This is a genomic window from Chryseobacterium sp. CCNWLW53, from assembly GCF_037083525.1.
Classification (GTDB): domain Bacteria; phylum Bacteroidota; class Bacteroidia; order Flavobacteriales; family Weeksellaceae; genus Chryseobacterium; species Chryseobacterium lathyri.
Window position 1 is genome coordinate 510,376 of the sequence record NZ_JBAOJR010000005.1, and the last position, 16,880, is coordinate 527,255.

The window sequence follows — 16,880 nt, forward strand, 5'->3', positions numbered from 1 at the left end:
GGGTGAATGGTGAAGTGTCAATAGTGAATTTTATAGGCATGAACAATTGACATTTCACTTACAAAGCAAAATTGACGATTCACATTAAAATTGGAGTTATTTCATTTCTTAACCTAAATCAATGATTTGTATATGATCTCCGCCCTACATTTGCAGTATTAATAACAAACAAAAAATACAATACAATGGCAACAAAATGGAACCTAGACCCAACACATAGTGAAATTACTTTTAAAGTAAAACACATGATGATCTCTAATGTAAAAGGAAGTTTCAGAACTTTCAACGCTGAAATTGAAGCTGAGGATGATAGCTTTGCAAATGCTAAAACGACAGCTACTATCCAGACTGATTCTGTATTCACCAATAACACAGACAGAGACAATCATTTAAAATCCGGAGAATTTTTCAATGCAGAACAATATCCTTCCATCACATTTGAATCTCAGGCTTTAAATGATAAAGTAACAGGAAACCTTACCGTAAATGGTATTACAAAACCTATTACTTTGGATGTAGACTTCGGAGGGATCAATGTTGACCCATGGGGAAATACGAAAGCTGGATTTTCTTTTGAAGGAAAGATCAACAGAAAAGATTTTGGTCTGAACTGGAATGCAGCTCTTGAAGCTGGAGGTGTAATGGTAAGCGACGAAGTAAAAGTTGCCGGAGAATTACAGTTTGTAAAACAGGCATAATAAAAAATTGAATTTTGGGGAGATTCTCCAAAAATATCTATACCAATTAAAACATGAAAGGTTCAGGGATTTCTAAAAGCCTTGGACCTTTTTAATTATATTCTTATCATGAACCTTAACGATCTGCAAAATATCAGCAACAATTTTGGTAACACTCAAAGAATGCCCGTTTTATTTCTCGGGCACGGCTCACCGATGAATGCCATTGAAGAAAACCAGTTTGTACAGGGATTTCGAAAGGCAGCACAGGAGATTCCTAAACCTAATGCTATTCTGTGTATTTCTGCACACTGGTATACGCAAGGCACTTTTGTAACTGCGATGGATATGCCGAGAACGATTCATGACTTCGGTGGTTTCCCGAAAGCATTATTTGATGTACAGTATCCTGCTCCGGGCAGCCCGGAACTGGCGAGAGAAACAGCTGAGCTTTTAACCCCTGTTTTGGTAGAGGAAGATCACAATTGGGGACTTGACCACGGCGCATGGTCGGTGATCAAACATATGTATCCGGAAGCTGATATTCCCGTGATCCAGCTGAGCATAGATTATACCAAGCCACCACAATATCATTTCGATCTGGCCAAAAGACTGAATAAGCTCCGTGAAAAAGGAATCCTCATTATAGGAAGTGGAAATATCGTCCATAATCTCCGCCTGATCGACTGGAAAAACATAGATACGGTAGGCGCCGGCTGGGATTGGGCTGTGGAAGCCAGAGAAAAAACGAATAACTGGCTTCTGGATGGGAATTTCCAGAATATCATAGATTATCAGAAGCAGGGAACATTTCTGCAATACGCGGTTCCTACACCGGATCATTATCTTCCGCTGATTTACACCTTAGGCTTAAAAGATCAGGCTGAGAATCTATCTTTATTTAATGACGAACTGATTGGCGGATCATTAAGCATGACCAGTGTAAGGATAGGATAAGCCTTACCTCCTGAAGGCAAGATATTGGAGGTTTCAAAAGAAGGGAATATCATCAATCTGTATCAGTTGATCATCAAGTAAGATAATTTTTCAAAGAATTGAAATATAATTCTACCTGTTGATCAATTAGGAGACTGAGATATTCCCTGGTATTTTTACTTAAAAATTATTGTACAGCTGCCAGGACATTGATATTTCCATAGCCGTAGCTTGAATTCACTGTGGGATAATACGTAGCAGACTGTCTCATTTTATTGAGTACCTGATCTCTTGTCCATGAAGGGTTTTTAGCCCAGACAAGAGCCGCAATTCCAGCCGTGGCAGCTGTTGCCACAGATGAACCGCCTACATAATCTGCCTGATTGTTGTAATAACTTAAAACAGGAACTGTATTTCCGTTGGCTCTTTCCATCTGGAAAGTAAAATCGATCTGGCTTCCGGAATGGCAAACGTCACATTTCTGGTTGGATGTTCCTTCTTTTACTCCGGTTACAGCCTGTGTTTCAGACATGCTTGCCGGAAAAATAACACCCACAAAATTGGTAAAACTGGTAGAGGTTCCTCCTGCACAGAAGATTAGTTTTCCTCTTGAATAAGCGTATTTCACTCCATCTTCAATCTTTCCTACCGAGAAAATATGTCCCATTGACATGGAAATGATCTTTACACTGGTATTATTCGCCAGATCCGTAAATGCTGTTTTTACTCCATTTTGCTCACTGGAAGTTTCCAGCACCACATTGGAAGCTGCGCGGTAAGTGATGAGATTGGCATTGTAGGCAACTCCTACAGGAAGTCCTGCATTATTTTTCGGGGCCGCCATCACGGAAGCCATTTTTGTTCCGTGCCCGCACTGATCTGCTGGTCCGTCTGTAGTAGATCCGTTGACATATGATCCAAATTTACTAATTGTTCTTCCGGAAGACGCTCCAGTATTAAAACTGCTTCCCAGCAATGTCTGCTCCGGTGAAACTCCGGTATCAATAAGCCCTATGGTAACTCCTGCTCCTGTGCTATAGCTCCACGCATTTGGAATATTATGTTTCGTAAATGCCCATGGTACCTTGGCATTGGGAGCAGTAATGGTATAATCTGCAGCATTTAAAGCCGTAGATTCAAATCCGCATCCTGATGAGCCACTGGAGGACTTTGCATTGGAATTAAGGCTGTTTTCTATTTCAAAATAATGATAATCCCCCGGCTCCACATACCGGATGTTTTTCATCTTTCTTAATGCTGTGATGGTTTCTTCTTTGTCTATGATAACATCCATCTGATTAAGATACTGATCGGAAGAAATCAGAAATCTAGTCTGCTCAACACCTTCATATTGCTGAATCAGTCCTAAAATTTCGGCTTCCATTGTTTTGTTGTCAGGAGAAAGACTTCTGTCAAAATCATCCTTTGAAGAACCAAATCCGATGGATACCATCCTGTTTCCTCTGAAAATCGCACTCCAAAGCAGATGATCTGAAGCATTTTTCCAGTTAAAAGATCCGGTGTTCTTGATCGTGTTATTAATTTCTGCATTGATCTGCTTTCCCGTCAAAGGATCTTTCTGAACAGCTTCAATGACAGGATTTTCGTTTTGCAGTTCATCTCTGGTACATGAATTCAAAACAAAAACCAATGCCAAGAGGTAAAATACTCTTTTTTTCATAGTTTTAATTTTATGGTTTGGAACCACAATATAACACTTTGACGTGATTTAAAAGCTTAGAAAAAATGAATTTAGTATTACCTGAATATTAATAGTTATCTCTAATTTTTGAAAATTTTACAATATTTTCTCATAGCATACACTATTATCAATCCCGATATACTGTCCATAATTGGGAATTCTCTTATACCCAGATTTTTCATACAATGCAATAGCTTCGGGTTGTTTGATTCCTGTTTCCAGAACGCATCTGTTGTATCTTTCTTCTTTGGCCCAGATTTCCAGCTCATTCAATATTTTCGAAGCAAAACCTTTGCCTCTTCTTTCTGGATCCGTATACATCCTTTTTATTTCTACCGTATCTTCAGAAAAAGGTTTGAAAGCACCACAGCCCACCGCCGTATCATCAGAGTAAACTATTACACAGTTTTTCAACATGTTAATTGAATTGAACTGGTGATAAAATTCATGATCTTCTCCATCCCGTACTGCAAGATCAGCATCCAGGAGTTTGACTAAATTCTGGAAATCTATATTGGAAGAATCTGTTCTTTTGGTGATCATCTTTTTGTTTTACGAATTAAATAAATATTTAAAGATTATTATTTCTGTTGATTTTTAAACTTTTACAGACACAACAAATTTAATAAATGATTACCTTATTGAAAACTATCTCCACTTCTATTTACTTTCTTGAATAGAATTAAATTCAGCGGTACGATAAAGTTCTTCCGGGATCTGGGCTAATGTAGACTCATGAAGCTTCATACCAAGTCCATAAAATTGTTGAAAGCTCATGATAAGCGGGCGCCATTTGTCCGGGTCAACCCGGTTAGGAAAGCCGTCCATCAGTATGGATTCTTCCATATGCACCCTTACTATTTTAAGTTCAGCATAGATAATATTTCCGCGCTGGATCTCATTATCCTCTGCCAATAGATTTATTTTAATAAGACGGGCTTCCATTTGTACCGGACATTCTAATATCCTGGGGGAATTAACCAATGTAGATTCAACAGGCGTCATTCCGGCAATTTCAAATTTTCGGGATTCGTGACGGTATCCCTTACTTTTCTTTCCTTGAGGAACAGGATTAGAACCCGTTGTCAGAGCAAGCTTATTAACCATTCCCACCTGATCTTCTGAAGGAAGATTAATGACACACTCACCGGTTCTCAACAAATTTTCACAGGTTTTAGATACTGCAGAGATACCAATTACGCAACGCCAGCCTAACCAGAAAATGGATGAAATAGGAGCAGCATTGAAACTGCTGTTCTCATTTACTGTTGAAATAAGTATTACCGGGGTACCAAAGTATAAAATAGAAGGTGTACATATCTTATGCATAATCTTATTTTTACAGGCAAAGGTATTTCGTTGACTTAATACAAAAAATCTGTTTCCTGCTGTATTTTAATTGATCTAATCTGCAAAAAAGCGGTTTATGCACTTTATTGAACAAAAAAAAGCTTCCATTTCTGGAAGCCTTATATTTCTTAATTGAAATTAATCTACTTTAAATTCTCTGTTATTGATCAGCTCTGCAATCGCCAGCATGTCTTTTCCTATCAGCCTGTCGTCTTCCAGTTTTTTAACTTTAGAACGGATCACCGCATAGTTTTCTTCAATGATTTTCGAACATTTGGCAGGTCTTCTGAATTCCAGTCCCTGCGCGGCAAACATTAATTCCACAGCTAAAATATTGACCAGGTTTCCTAGCACCTGATTGAATTTTCTACCGGAAATACTTCCCATAGAAACGTGGTCTTCCTGTCCTAAGCTTGTCGGAATAGAATCTGCTGATGCCGGGAAGCATAATGTTTTATTTTCTGTAACCAAAGCTGCTGAAGTATACTGAGGGATCATAAATCCTGAATTCAGTCCTGAGCTTTCTGTCAGCAATCTTGGCAGTCCATATTTTCCTTCTAATAATAAATAGCTTCTTCTGTCTGAAATATTTCCTAATTCAGCTGCTGCAAGTGTAGCATAATCTAAAGGAAGCGCCATCAGCTGTCCGTGGAAGTTTCCTCCGGAAATAGACTCTTCAGCACTTAGGACGATCGGGTTATCCGTTACAGAATTCAGCTCTGTTTCAGCCATCAGTTTAAGGTGTTCAAAAGCATTTCTGCTGGCTCCGTGCACCTGTGGCACACATCTCATGGAATAAGGATCCTGAACTCTTTCACAGTCCTCATGAGCTTTCATGTTTTCAGAACCTTTTAAAAACTTAACCATTCTGGCTGCTACTTTTTTGCTTCCCTCGAAAGGTCTGATGTCATGAAGTTCTTTTTTGAATGGGCTTTCAGAGCCTCTATACGCCTCAATACTCATTGCGGCAGTTATATCCGCTAAGTTTAATAAGTATTCGAATTTTTCTAACCCTTTGATCGCGTGGGCCAGAATAAACTGAGTTCCGTTGATCAGTCCTAAGCCTTCTTTCGGACCTAAAGCTAGTGGCTCAAGACCATGTCTGTCTAAAACTTCCATCGTTTCGAAAATCTGATCTCCTTCCCAAACCTGTCCCAATCCAAGTAATGGTAAGACAAGATGGGCAAGAGGAGCTAAATCTCCTGAAGCCCCTACGGAACCCTGCTCAGGTACTACGGGAATGATATCTTTTTCAAGCATCAGGATCAGTCTTTCAATCACTTCCAGAGAAACCCCTGAAAATCCTTTGGACAATGCATGTACTTTAGCAATGATCATGATTTTGGAAAATTCTTTGTCGATAGGCTTTCCTACTCCTACTGCGTGAGAAATGATAAGGTTATATTGCAGCTGAGCCGTTTCGTCAGCTGATATCTTAGTATCACAAAGAGGTCCAAAACCTGTATTGATCCCATAGACACATCTATCGGATTCTACTATTTTCTGAACATTTTTCTGGGATTTTAGGATCTGTTCTTTAGCTACTTTATTAAGTTTAGCTTTATTTGGCTTTTTACAGATTTCCAAGACATCATGGAAAGTAAAAACATCTACACCGTATATCATTTCTAAAAATTTCCTTAAAATTACACATTTAACCATAATTGGAAAAGCTAAATTTTACCGTCTCATATTTTTCTGATTATTGGTAGATTATTTTGCTATTTTTACTGCCGAAATTAAAAACAATAATACATGAAACTGAAAACTCTACTCCTTGCTGTATGTGTAGCAAGCACAACAGCTTTCGCCCAGAAAGTAAAATATTCTAAAGAAGAAAGAAAAGAAATGAATCGTTACCTGTTTAACGAAGGTTTCAATACTGCATCTGATAAAAAAGTTTCTACTATCATTTTAAAAGACAATACTGAATACCAGGGTTACAGTAAATCATGGGAAAAACAGAGGGGACAGATTCTTTCCATTACAATTGAAGATGTTGATACGGGAAAGCCCATGAAATTTGCAGCGGCAGATATTGCTGAAATGTATTTGTATGCGACAGAGATGGAAAAATCTATGAAAGCAGGTAAGTTTATTTCAAACATGAGAAATTACAGCACTAAAAAATACAATAAATCTGTAACCAATGATGCAATCCCATATGAAAACCAGATTGTTTCTTTAAAAAACAAGAAAGAGCCCAAAGCTTTTTTAATGCAGGTTATCAATCCTGAGTTTAATGAACTTATTACAGTTTATCATGATCCGTTTGCTTCAGAAACCATATCTACAGGTTTTGGTGGTGCTCCTGCATTTGGCGGCGGTGTCATAAAATCTTATTATATAAAAAAGGGTGACAAAGTGATGTGGCTTCATAAAGATGATTTTAAAGACCACTACGATTTCCTGTTTGGAGACAATGCCGAGTTTATGAAAAAATATCCTAAAAACTCTGTAGAATGGGATTATCTAAGCTTTTTGATCTATCAATATACTGAAATGAACCACGGATAAAATACTTTGAATAATAAAATAGGCCTGTAGAGTCATCTGCAGGTTTTCTTTTTTAAATAGGGAAAGTTTCCTTAATTTTGTTATATGAATCCTTCTTTAGAATTACAGCTCAAAACTTTACCATCAGAACCAGGCGTTTATCGTTATTATGATAAAAACGACCAATTACTGTATGTAGGAAAGGCCAAAAATTTAAAGAAAAGGGTTCTTTCCTACTTCAACAAGAATCTCCCGGGTTACCGCATCAAAATAATGGTAGGAAAGATTGTAAGGCTTGAAACAACAATTGTCAACAGTGAATATGATGCCCTTTTACTTGAAAACAACCTGATCAAGGAACACCGTCCTTTTTATAATGTATTATTGAAGGATGATAAAACGTATCCGTGGATCTGTATTAAAAATGAAAGTTTCCCAAGGATATTCCTCACAAGAAATGTAATCAAAGACGGATCTGAATATTATGGGCCTTATGCTAAGGTGCGTCCTGCAAAGATTTTGTTGGATACCATCAAACATATTTACAAGCTAAGAACCTGTAATCTTAATCTTTCACCTGCTAAAATTGCAGAAGGAAAATACAAAGTATGTCTGGAATATCATATTAAAAACTGTGAGGGACCTTGCGAAGATCTGGAAAGCAAAGAGGATTATGATGAAAAAATCGATGCCATCCGCGGAATTATCAAAGGGGATTTCCGGAAAGCAAAAGAGTATCTGGTGAATCAGATGATGAAAATGGCTTCCAATCTTAAGTTTGAAGAAGCACAGATCATTAAGGAAAGACTGGATATTCTGGAAGATTATCAGGCCAAAAATACGGTCGTGAATCCAAATATTGACGATGTGGATGTTTTTGGAATGACCAGCGATGAAGCTGCCGCTTATGTGAATTTTTTCAAGATCAGAAACGGAAATATCATTCAGAGTTTTACCACGGAGATCAAAAAGATCCTTGAGGAAACAGATGAAGATATCATGGAAGAAGCTTTGATCGAAATCCGCCAGAAGTTTAGCTCGGATTCTAAAGAAGTATTGTTACCATTCCATCTTTCTGTAGAAATCCCGAATGTAAAATTGATCGTTCCAAAAGTAGGTGATAAAAAAAGGATTGTAGAACTTTCGGAGAAAAATGCGAAAGAATACCGTTTAGAAAAATTAAAGCAGGTCCAGATTATAGATCCGGAAAGGCATACAAACAGAATCATGTCCGAAATGCAGAAGCTGCTTCGAATGCCAGTGGAGCCACGACATATTGAAGGTTTTGATAACTCGAATATCCAGGGAATGAACCCTGTTTCTGCATGTGTTGTTTTTAAAGACGGAAAACCAAGTAAGGCTGACTACAGAATTTTCCATCCGAAAACAGTAGAAGGAGCCAATGACTTTGCCACGATGGAAGAAGTTATCTACCGCCGCTATAAAAGAATGCTGGATGAAGGGGAAAACCTGCCGCAACTGATTCTTATAGATGGAGGAAAAGGACAGCTTTCCTCCGCCGTAAAAAGTTTAAAATTATTAGGTCTTTACGGCAAAATCACGATTGTAGGTATTGCAAAAAGGCTCGAGGAGATTTTCTTTCCTGAAGATTCTATTCCTTTATATCTTGATAAAAAATCGGAAACATTAAAGATTCTGCAGCGGGTAAGAGACGAAGCGCACCGTTTCGGGGTAAAGCATCACAGGACGAGAAGAAAAAATTCTACCATCAAATCTGAGCTGGAAGAGATTCCGGGCGTAGGAGAAAAAACGATTGAGCTTTTGCTTTCCAAACTGAAATCTGTAAAACGGATCAAAGAATCGAACCTGGAAACTTTGGAAGAGATTCTGGGGAAAAGTAAAGCAAAGGTAATCTGGGAGTTTTTCAACAGCCATTAGGAAATAAAAAATCCTTAATTCTAATTGAATTAAGGATCATTATTATGTTATTTATAATCTGTTATTTTGCTGAAAATACTTCCTTAGAAAATTCTCCGTTAGATTGCGGTATATCAATCACTATATTTCCGTTTTCATAATATCCGATAGTATAAGTTCCATCCGAAAGCTTTACTCTAAACACATCTCTTTTTGAAGTAGTTTTAAAAACAGCAAATGGCACAGAACTTCCTCCGTCTGCCAGGATAAACTGATTGGTATCTACCTGGATTTTCTGAAGGTTTACCTTACCGTTAGTATATTTCCCGGATTTATTTTCTGTAACCGGTGCAGATGAACTCTCTTCACTTTTTGTCACAACATTTTCTTTTGGGCTTTCCTTTATAACCTGAAGAGTTGCCACAGGATTTGAAGCTGGAAGTGAAACCAGAGACAGCTTAAGAGCATCCTGATAGCCTTCTTTATATTCTTTAATGTTCGAACTTCCTTTTGATGAAAATAATACCTTTCCATTACAATCCTTGAACTCAAGCTCTACTTTATTTCTTAGAAAACTGCTTTTATTAAGTATGTTGCCCGTAGCAAAGCTGCAAGAGCTTTTCTCTATTTCCGAAGGCCACTGGTTTTTACCTTCCTGGACAACCGTATATCCTTTTGATTTTAAAGCCTTTGCTAGAGAATCATCAAGACCATAGGATTCTGTCTCGAAATCTTTAAAGGTCTGAGGAATAGAAATATATTTATAATCAGAAACTTTCTGCCCGAAAACAGCAGTTACTGCGAATATACATGTAAGTATGGAAATCTTTTTCATTGCTTTTAAATTACGTTTCAAAGTTAATCATTTCTGAATGCTCCCATATCTAATTTAAGCGAGAAAAAATTAGAATAGAAATTAGATCCTCCGATCCCTGAATTGGTGATTGCATAATCCAGTGTAAGTCCTCTATATCTTATTCCAAGACCGGCGCTCGGCTGGAAAGAAACTTTTCTTTTCAGGTCTTCAATATCGGTAATGGATTGGAATCTGTTTATCCCAAGTCTTACAAAGATCATTTTCTGATACCCAAGTTCTGCCCCTGCATAAGGTGTTATACTTGCAAAATCTGTAGATATCAAAGCTGCTGTTTTAGCAAAATCGACATTGATCCCAGCTTCCGGCAATACATACACGCTGCTGTTGATATTGAATATTTTACTTGCCCCAACGTTCAGCTTAGGCATGGTAAGCTCCATTTTATCTTTAGGTGCCGGGTTGAACTCTTCACCGTTTACTACAGTTGAAAGTTCTCCCTGATTGATGCTCCAGAAGTTTACGGTAGTGGTTGCATCACGCAGCATTCCTCCGAATTTCCATCCGTTGTCAGCCTTATAAATGGCCCCAATATCAAAACCAAAACCATAACCGCTTGCAAATTTACCTACATTCCTGTAAACAATTTTAGCATTTACCCCCACATCCAGCTTAGGATTGCCTGCCGGATTGAAAGCATAAGAAAGAATAGCTGCATAATCAGACTGTGAAAATTTGGTGATTTTATCATAGTCGATATTACCTTCGGCATCGATCATTTGAGTTGTGTTCAGGATATTGTCTACTCCCAATCGTACTATTGACACTCCAAATACTCCTTCTTCAAGGACTTTTGCGTACGCCAGATAGTCATACTTTGCAATAGATTCAAAATATTCTGCGTGCATTGCTGCTCCCTGCCAGTCTTTCTCAATAGCCATTAAACCGGCCGGGTTCCACATCGGTGAATACACATCATCCTGGTTGGAAATTACAGCCCCACCCATGGCAAGCCCTCTTGCTCCGGCTCCGATATTCAAAAATTCATTGGAGTATTTTCTTATAATCTGAGACTGGGACAGCCCAAACAGCAGTGAAAATGCAAGTAAAAAGTATTTTTTCATCATATAAAATTTGATGCTTAGTTAAAGTTTTTTTGTTTTCTGGCTTTTATTAATCCATTTACAATGATAGCCAATATCATAACGCCTGATGCTGCATAAAATATAGGACTCATTTCTTCTGATTCTCCAAAGATAAAAAAAGCTAGTATAATTCCGTAGACAGGTTCTAAATTAACTGTTAAAATTAGAGTAAAAGGCGAAATATACTTCATAAGCTTCACCGATTCCAGCATTGGAAAAGCTGTAAAAACACTTGCCAATAAGCATATTAACGCCAGATCTCTGTAGTTTATTTCATTCATCTGAAAAATCTGTCCTGTAAACATATAAAATACAGCCAGAACAAACCATCCACAAAAAATTTCATAGAATATAATATTTCCTGAACTTGTTTTTCCAAACATTTTACCGTTAAAAACAGAGAAAATGGTACCGAATACTGCACAGAGAATCCCATAGATGATACCTTCTTTAAAATGAAACTCGGTTTTAAAAATTAATAATATGCAGGCAACTATTACTACGCCCATTACAACTTCTGATATATCAATCTTTCTTTTAAAAATAACTGGCTCCAATATGGAAGCAAATAAGGTAGAAAGTGACAGGCAGCTTAATGCTATAGAAACATTGGATACTTTAATGGAATAAAAAAAACAATACCAGTGAAGTGCCATAGCACAACCTATTCCGGCAAGCTGAAAAAATATTTTTCTGGATACCTTAATACTTTCCTTTTTATAAACCCTGATAAAGACAAATAAAAACACAGCTGCAAACAGCATTCTGTAAAATACAAGGATCTGCGCATTAGCATGAATCAGTTTTCCTAAAATTGCAGTGAACCCCCATAAAAAAACAATTAAATGCAGCCTGAAAAGTGCTAATTTTTGCATATTCTAAATTGTGTAAATTTTTAACAGGCAAATTTACAAATAGCTTTTAGAAATACTGATAAAAAGATAAATTAAGTCAAAGAAAATTCAGAAAATGTAAAATTGAATTCATCTGCACATAATATGGCATAAAAAACCCTGAAAATTTGTTCAACGTTCAGGGCCTTCAAATAATAAACTATTAAAAAAATAAACTAGGAACTTAGAGTAATTAACAAGGAATATCATTCCTTTTACTCTGTAGTAAAGTTAGAAAAAATATCAGTAATTTAAAAATATTTTTTTGTTAAAAATTTCACAATTTTCTGAGAACCAATATATTAAACACCTGTTTTACTTCAAACGTAATTCATTATAAAAATAGTATCTTTAGCCGTAAAAAATTAAAATTTTATGGACCTTGAATTTAATAAACGGGAAGATCAAAATAGATTAAAATTATCTGATATCAATCAATTGCTCGCTGAAATAAAAAAGGGAGGCGGTGAAAAGAGGCTTCAAAAGCTTCGCGATGAGGGAAAAATGACAGCAAGAGAAAGAATTGAATATCTTCTCGACAAAGGTTCAGATTCCATAGAAATCGGTGCATTTGCCGGCTATGAAATGTATGAGGAACATGGCGGATGCCCTGGTGGAGGAGTTGTAATCGTAATGGGTTATGTATCCGGCAGACAATGTCTTGTTGTTGCTAATGATGCTTCTGTAAAAGCCGGTGCCTGGTTTCCTATTACCGGAAAAAAGAATCTAAGAGCACAGGAAATTGCGATGGAAAATAAGCTTCCTATCATTTATCTTGTAGATTCAGCAGGTGTGTACCTTCCTATGCAGGATGAGATTTTTCCTGATAAAGAACATTTCGGAAGAATTTTCAGAAACAATGCTAAAATGAGCGCTATGGGAATTATCCAGATCTCGGCTGTTATGGGCAGTTGTGTGGCTGGAGGTGCCTATCTTCCTATTATGAGTGATGAAGCGATGATTGTTGATAAAACAGGCTCTATATTCCTTGCCGGAAGTTATCTGGTAAAAGCTGCTATCGGGGAAAGCATTGATAATGAAACCCTTGGTGGAGCGACTACACACTGTTCAATTTCAGGCGTTACAGATTATAAAGCTAAAGATGATAAAGATGCCTTAGACAGGATTAAAACTATCATGAAATCTATTGGAACTTATGAAAAAGCAGGATTTGATAGAATAGAAAGTTTCCCGCCAAAGGAAAATCCTGATAATATTTTTGGAATTGTTCCCGTTTCAAGAACAGAGCAGTATGATACATACGAAATCATTAAATGTTTGGTTGACAATTCAGAATATGATGAATATAAGCCGGACTATGGGAAAAGCATCATTTGTGCCACAGCCAGGATTGATGGTTGGTCTGTAGGAATTGTAGCCAACCAGAGAAAGCTTGTAAAAAGCGGTAAAGGTGAAATGCAGTTCGGTGGTGTTATTTATTCGGATTCTGCTGATAAATCAACGAGGTTTATTGCCAACTGTAACCAGAGAAAGATTCCTTTAGTTTTTCTTCAGGATGTGACAGGATTCATGGTGGGTTCAAAGTCTGAACATGGAGGTATTATTAAAGATGGTGCTAAAATGGTCAATGCCGTTTCGAATTCTGTAGTTCCTAAGTTCACGATTATCACAGGAAACTCATACGGAGCCGGAAATTATGCAATGTGTGGTAAAGCCTATGATCCTAGATTAATAGTAGCATGGCCTTGGGCAGATCTCGCTGTAATGGGTGGTTCTCAGGCCGCAAAAGTTTTAGTTCAAATCCAGGAATCTACTTTAAAGAAGCAAGGTAAAGAAATTACCGAAGAAGAGCATAATGAGATTTTAAATACTATTACAAAAAGATATCAAAAGCAGACAGAAGCTACCTATGCTGCAGCAAGACTTTGGACAGATGCAATCATCAATCCTACAGATACAAGAAAATGGATTTCTATGGGTATTGAAGCTGCCAATCATTCCCCTATTACAGAGAAATTCAACCTGGGAGTTATCCAGGTTTGATCATATTGAGTTTTCCTAAAAATAAAAAAGATGTGGAATTGATTTTCCACATCTTTTGTTTTTATCCTGTTGAATTTTTTGAATTCTAAGAAAAGAACACTCCCGTTCTGAATCTCTCTTTATTCAGTTTTTTATTAACTGCCAGCCCCCAAAGAATAAATTCTTTTAAGAATAAAATATCTTCTGGTAACGTATCCGGTTGATATTTTTCAATGATCTGGTCAAGAGGAGCAATTCTGTTAAGAGATTTTGCATAAACTTCATCTGAAGATTCATCAGTAATTTCCAAAGAGCCGTCGTCTTCCAAAAACCAATCCGTAATCTGACTAAACGGTCCATCAATACTCTTTTTTTCCAGCTTTTCCACTTTCGGAAAATAAAATGCAAATAAAGTTCTGATCGCATTATCAATTAATAGCTGGGCAACTGCTTCCGCACCTTCCTGTTCTCCTTCATATACCAACTCCACTTTCCCTGTAATCGCAGGAATTACACCTACAAAATCACTTAATCTTACAGACGTTGTTTCATCACCCGTTAATAAAGATCTGCGCTCTGCAGTACTCAATAGATTTTCAAAAGCAGTGATACTCATACGGGCGCTCACTCCACTTTTTGAATCTACATATTCGCTGTCACGAGCTTCAAAACCAATCTGCTCCAAAAGATCTTTCGCCAAAGAAGGAACATATACTCCATTTTTCTGACGACCGTCTAAGCTGGATTCATACCTTGTAATTTCCCTTGCAATATTGATGTTTTCAGGATAATGTGTCAAAATCTGCGATCCGATACGGTCTTTCAGCGGAGTCACAATACTTCCTCTGTTTGTATAATCTTCAGGATTCGCTGTGAAAACAAACTGAATATCCAAAGGCATTCTCACCTTAAATCCACGAATCTGTACGTCTCCTTCCTGCAAAATATTAAACAAGGAAACCTGTATCCTCGCCTGAAGATCCGGCAATTCATTGATGACAAAAATACAACGGTTCGCACGCGGAATCATTCCAAAATGAATCACACGGTCGTCTGCATAAGAAAGTTTCAGATTGGCAGCTTTAATAGGATCAACATCACCGATCAGGTCGGCAACAGTCACATCCGGAGTTGCCAGTTTTTCGAAAAATCTTTCATCGCGGTGAAGCCATTCTATCGGAGTATTATCGCCTTCTGCTTCAATTAATTCTTTTGCAAAGCGAGAAATTGGGTTGAATGGATCATCATTTATTTCACTTCCTGCAACGAAAGGGATCCATTCGTCCAACAATGAAGTCATCATTCTTGCCAGCCTGGTTTTTGCCTGACCTCTTAATCCTAATAAATTAATATTATGCCGGCTTAGAATGGCATGCTCCAATTGAGGAATAACTGTATTTTCATATCCGAAAATCCCTTCAAATACAGATTCTTTATTGCGAATTTTACTTTTTAAATTATCTCTTAATTCGTCTTTAATATTTTTTGATAGGTATCCTGATGCTCTTAGTGAGCCTAGTGTTTTTATAGTTGGCTTTTCAGTCATTTTATTTAAAATCTGATTTATTAACTTCTTGAAATATATCTTTATGAATAATGAATTTTAGCGGATTCTTTTCTTACGGTTAGTTTCATAATCTTCAAAAATCATGTGCCCTAATCCATTAAGCCCTGTATAAAAAGCTTTCCCTTGATTGGCTTCTGTAAATTCACTCACAAATTGCTGTAAATAGGGATCCTGCGCAATCATAAAAGTAGTAATCGGAATATGTAGTCTTCTAGCCTGAGACGCCATATTATAACATTTCTGAACAACATATTCATCTAGACCATAAGAATTCATGTAGTATGTACCATCCGGCTGACGAACGCAACTTGGTTTCCCGTCGGTAATCATGAAAATCTGTTTATTGGTATTTCTTTTTCTGCGTAAAATGTCCATCGCCAGTTGAAGTCCGGCAACCGTATTTGTATGGTAAGGCCCAACCTGCAAATAAGGCAACTCCTGAATTTTAACAGGCCATGCATCGTCTCCAAAAACGATAATATCCAAAGTATCTTTCGGATAACGTGTTGTAATAAGTTCTGCAAGCGCCATAGCCACTTTTTTGGCTGGAGTGATACGGTCTTCCCCATATAAAATCATACTGTGGCTGATGTCGATCATCAAAACCGTACTCATCTGAGATTGGTGAATACTGTCTTCAACAATTAAATCATCTTCAGTAAGATGAAAATCTCCGATTCCGTTATTGATCTGGGCATTCTTAAGACTTTCGGTAATAGAAATTTTCTCTACCGGATCTCCAAAGTTATAACTACGAAATTCCCCTGTTGTATCTTCTCCCGTTCCGCTTTTATTGGTTTTATGATTTCCATTGCCACTTTTTCCAAGGTTCCCGAATATTTGATTAAGCGCTTGTTTACGAATATTTTGTTCCATTTTTGCGCTCAGGCGAATTCCATTTCCACCATTAGGATCAACTTCTTCACGGATATATCCTTTCTTTTTAAGATCTTCAATAAAATCGTCAATAGTGTATTCCGGAGTAGTAAGTTGGTATTCTTCATCCAACATTCGAAGCCAGTCAATCGCTTCATCAAAATCTCCCGAGGTATGGGTTAACAAATCTGTAAAAATTTCCAGCAGCCGATCAAATACAGATAATTCTGGTGCCTTGTAAGTTTCAAATCTGAACCCTCTCACGATATGCTCTTTCATGAAATAAAGTTACAACATAAATAAAAGGCCTTTAAGAGATTTAATCTATTTTAATATTTATAAATAAAAATAATCTTGATTAATATTTAGAATAAATGGGGATAAATAAGGTAAATTACAGATTACACAGATTTCTACAGAGGTTGTAGATAGAATTTATTGCTTATTTAAAGATAATTGATATTTTTTGGTGGATAAGTATAAAACAAAAAAAGTCTCATACAAACTGTGTTGTATGAGACTTTTAATAAAAACTGGCGGCGGCCTACTCTCCCGCTTTCGCA

General features: G+C 37.1%; 14 protein-coding genes. 5 read left to right on the forward strand and 9 right to left on the reverse strand.

Translation table 11 applies throughout. From position 1 onward, the window contains the following. Positions 1 to 185: 185 nt before the first annotated feature. On the forward strand, positions 186 to 698 hold the full coding sequence (locus V6R96_RS18445; RefSeq protein WP_111959966.1) for a YceI family protein: 513 nt from the start codon (positions 186 to 188) through the stop codon (positions 696 to 698). Positions 699 to 806: 108 nt separating this feature from the next. Continuing rightward, on the forward strand, positions 807 to 1,634 hold the full coding sequence (gene ygiD, locus V6R96_RS18450; RefSeq protein ID WP_336379836.1) for a 4,5-DOPA dioxygenase extradiol: 828 nt from the start codon (positions 807 to 809) through the stop codon (positions 1,632 to 1,634). Positions 1,635 to 1,800: 166 nt separating this feature from the next. Here the strand turns inward: ygiD and V6R96_RS18455 are convergent, their stop codons facing one another. The 4 genes from V6R96_RS18455 to hutH all read right to left on the reverse strand — a co-directional run bounded on the left by V6R96_RS18455 (position 1,801) and on the right by hutH (position 6,291). Beyond that, positions 1,801 to 3,294 (reverse strand): S8 family serine peptidase, encoded by a 1,494-nt coding sequence (locus V6R96_RS18455; RefSeq protein ID WP_336379837.1) that lies wholly within the window; start codon positions 3,292 to 3,294, stop codon positions 1,801 to 1,803. A 117-nt stretch (positions 3,295 to 3,411) separates the two neighbouring features. Next, on the reverse strand, positions 3,412 to 3,858 hold the full coding sequence (locus V6R96_RS18460; protein WP_336379838.1) for a GNAT family N-acetyltransferase: 447 nt from the start codon (positions 3,856 to 3,858) through the stop codon (positions 3,412 to 3,414). A 117-nt stretch (positions 3,859 to 3,975) separates the two neighbouring features. After that, positions 3,976 to 4,644, reverse strand: coding sequence for a flavin reductase family protein (locus V6R96_RS18465; RefSeq protein WP_336379839.1), 669 nt, complete (start codon positions 4,642 to 4,644; stop codon positions 3,976 to 3,978). 159 nt (positions 4,645 to 4,803) lie between these two features. Then, on the reverse strand, positions 4,804 to 6,291 hold the full coding sequence (gene hutH / locus V6R96_RS18470) for a histidine ammonia-lyase (protein ID WP_336379840.1): 1,488 nt from the start codon (positions 6,289 to 6,291) through the stop codon (positions 4,804 to 4,806). Between the two features lie 129 nt (positions 6,292 to 6,420). Between hutH and V6R96_RS18475 the strand changes: the two genes are divergently transcribed. Together V6R96_RS18475 and uvrC are read left to right on the forward strand one after the other, a co-directional pair. Then, positions 6,421 to 7,182, forward strand: a complete 762-nt coding sequence (locus V6R96_RS18475) for a hypothetical protein (RefSeq protein ID WP_336379841.1) — start codon at positions 6,421 to 6,423, stop codon at positions 7,180 to 7,182. An 84-nt stretch (positions 7,183 to 7,266) separates the two neighbouring features. Continuing rightward, positions 7,267 to 9,060, forward strand: coding sequence for an excinuclease ABC subunit UvrC (gene uvrC, locus V6R96_RS18480; RefSeq protein WP_336379842.1), 1,794 nt, complete (start codon positions 7,267 to 7,269; stop codon positions 9,058 to 9,060). Between the two features lie 61 nt (positions 9,061 to 9,121). On the opposite strand, the gene V6R96_RS18485 is transcribed toward uvrC, so the two are convergent. The 3 genes from V6R96_RS18485 to V6R96_RS18495 are packed head-to-tail and all read right to left on the reverse strand — an operon-like array spanning position 9,122 to position 11,873. Continuing rightward, entirely contained in the window at positions 9,122 to 9,874 is a 753-nt protein-coding gene (locus V6R96_RS18485) for a hypothetical protein (RefSeq protein ID WP_336379843.1), read from the reverse strand. Positions 9,875 to 9,897: 23 nt separating this feature from the next. Next, positions 9,898 to 10,980, reverse strand: a complete 1,083-nt coding sequence (locus V6R96_RS18490; RefSeq protein ID WP_111959952.1) for a PorV/PorQ family protein — start codon at positions 10,978 to 10,980, stop codon at positions 9,898 to 9,900. A gap of 14 nt (positions 10,981 to 10,994) precedes the next feature. Further along, entirely contained in the window at positions 10,995 to 11,873 is an 879-nt protein-coding gene (locus tag V6R96_RS18495) for a DMT family transporter (RefSeq protein WP_111959950.1), read from the reverse strand. 393 nt (positions 11,874 to 12,266) lie between these two features. Between V6R96_RS18495 and V6R96_RS18500 the strand changes: the two genes are divergently transcribed. Then, positions 12,267 to 13,895 carry a carboxyl transferase domain-containing protein gene (locus tag V6R96_RS18500; protein ID WP_336379844.1) on the forward strand — a complete coding sequence of 543 codons (1,629 nt, stop codon included), beginning with the start codon at positions 12,267 to 12,269 and terminating at the stop codon, positions 13,893 to 13,895. 85 nt (positions 13,896 to 13,980) lie between these two features. Here V6R96_RS18500 and V6R96_RS18505 read toward each other — a convergent pair whose 3' ends face one another. Together V6R96_RS18505 and V6R96_RS18510 are read right to left on the reverse strand one after the other, a co-directional pair. Then, complete coding sequence (locus V6R96_RS18505; RefSeq protein WP_336379845.1) at positions 13,981 to 15,420, reverse strand: AAA family ATPase; 1,440 nt, start codon at positions 15,418 to 15,420, stop codon at positions 13,981 to 13,983. Positions 15,421 to 15,477: 57 nt separating this feature from the next. Next, on the reverse strand, positions 15,478 to 16,596 hold the full coding sequence (locus V6R96_RS18510; protein ID WP_111959944.1) for a VWA domain-containing protein: 1,119 nt from the start codon (positions 16,594 to 16,596) through the stop codon (positions 15,478 to 15,480). Between the last annotated feature and the right edge of the window lie 284 nt (positions 16,597 to 16,880).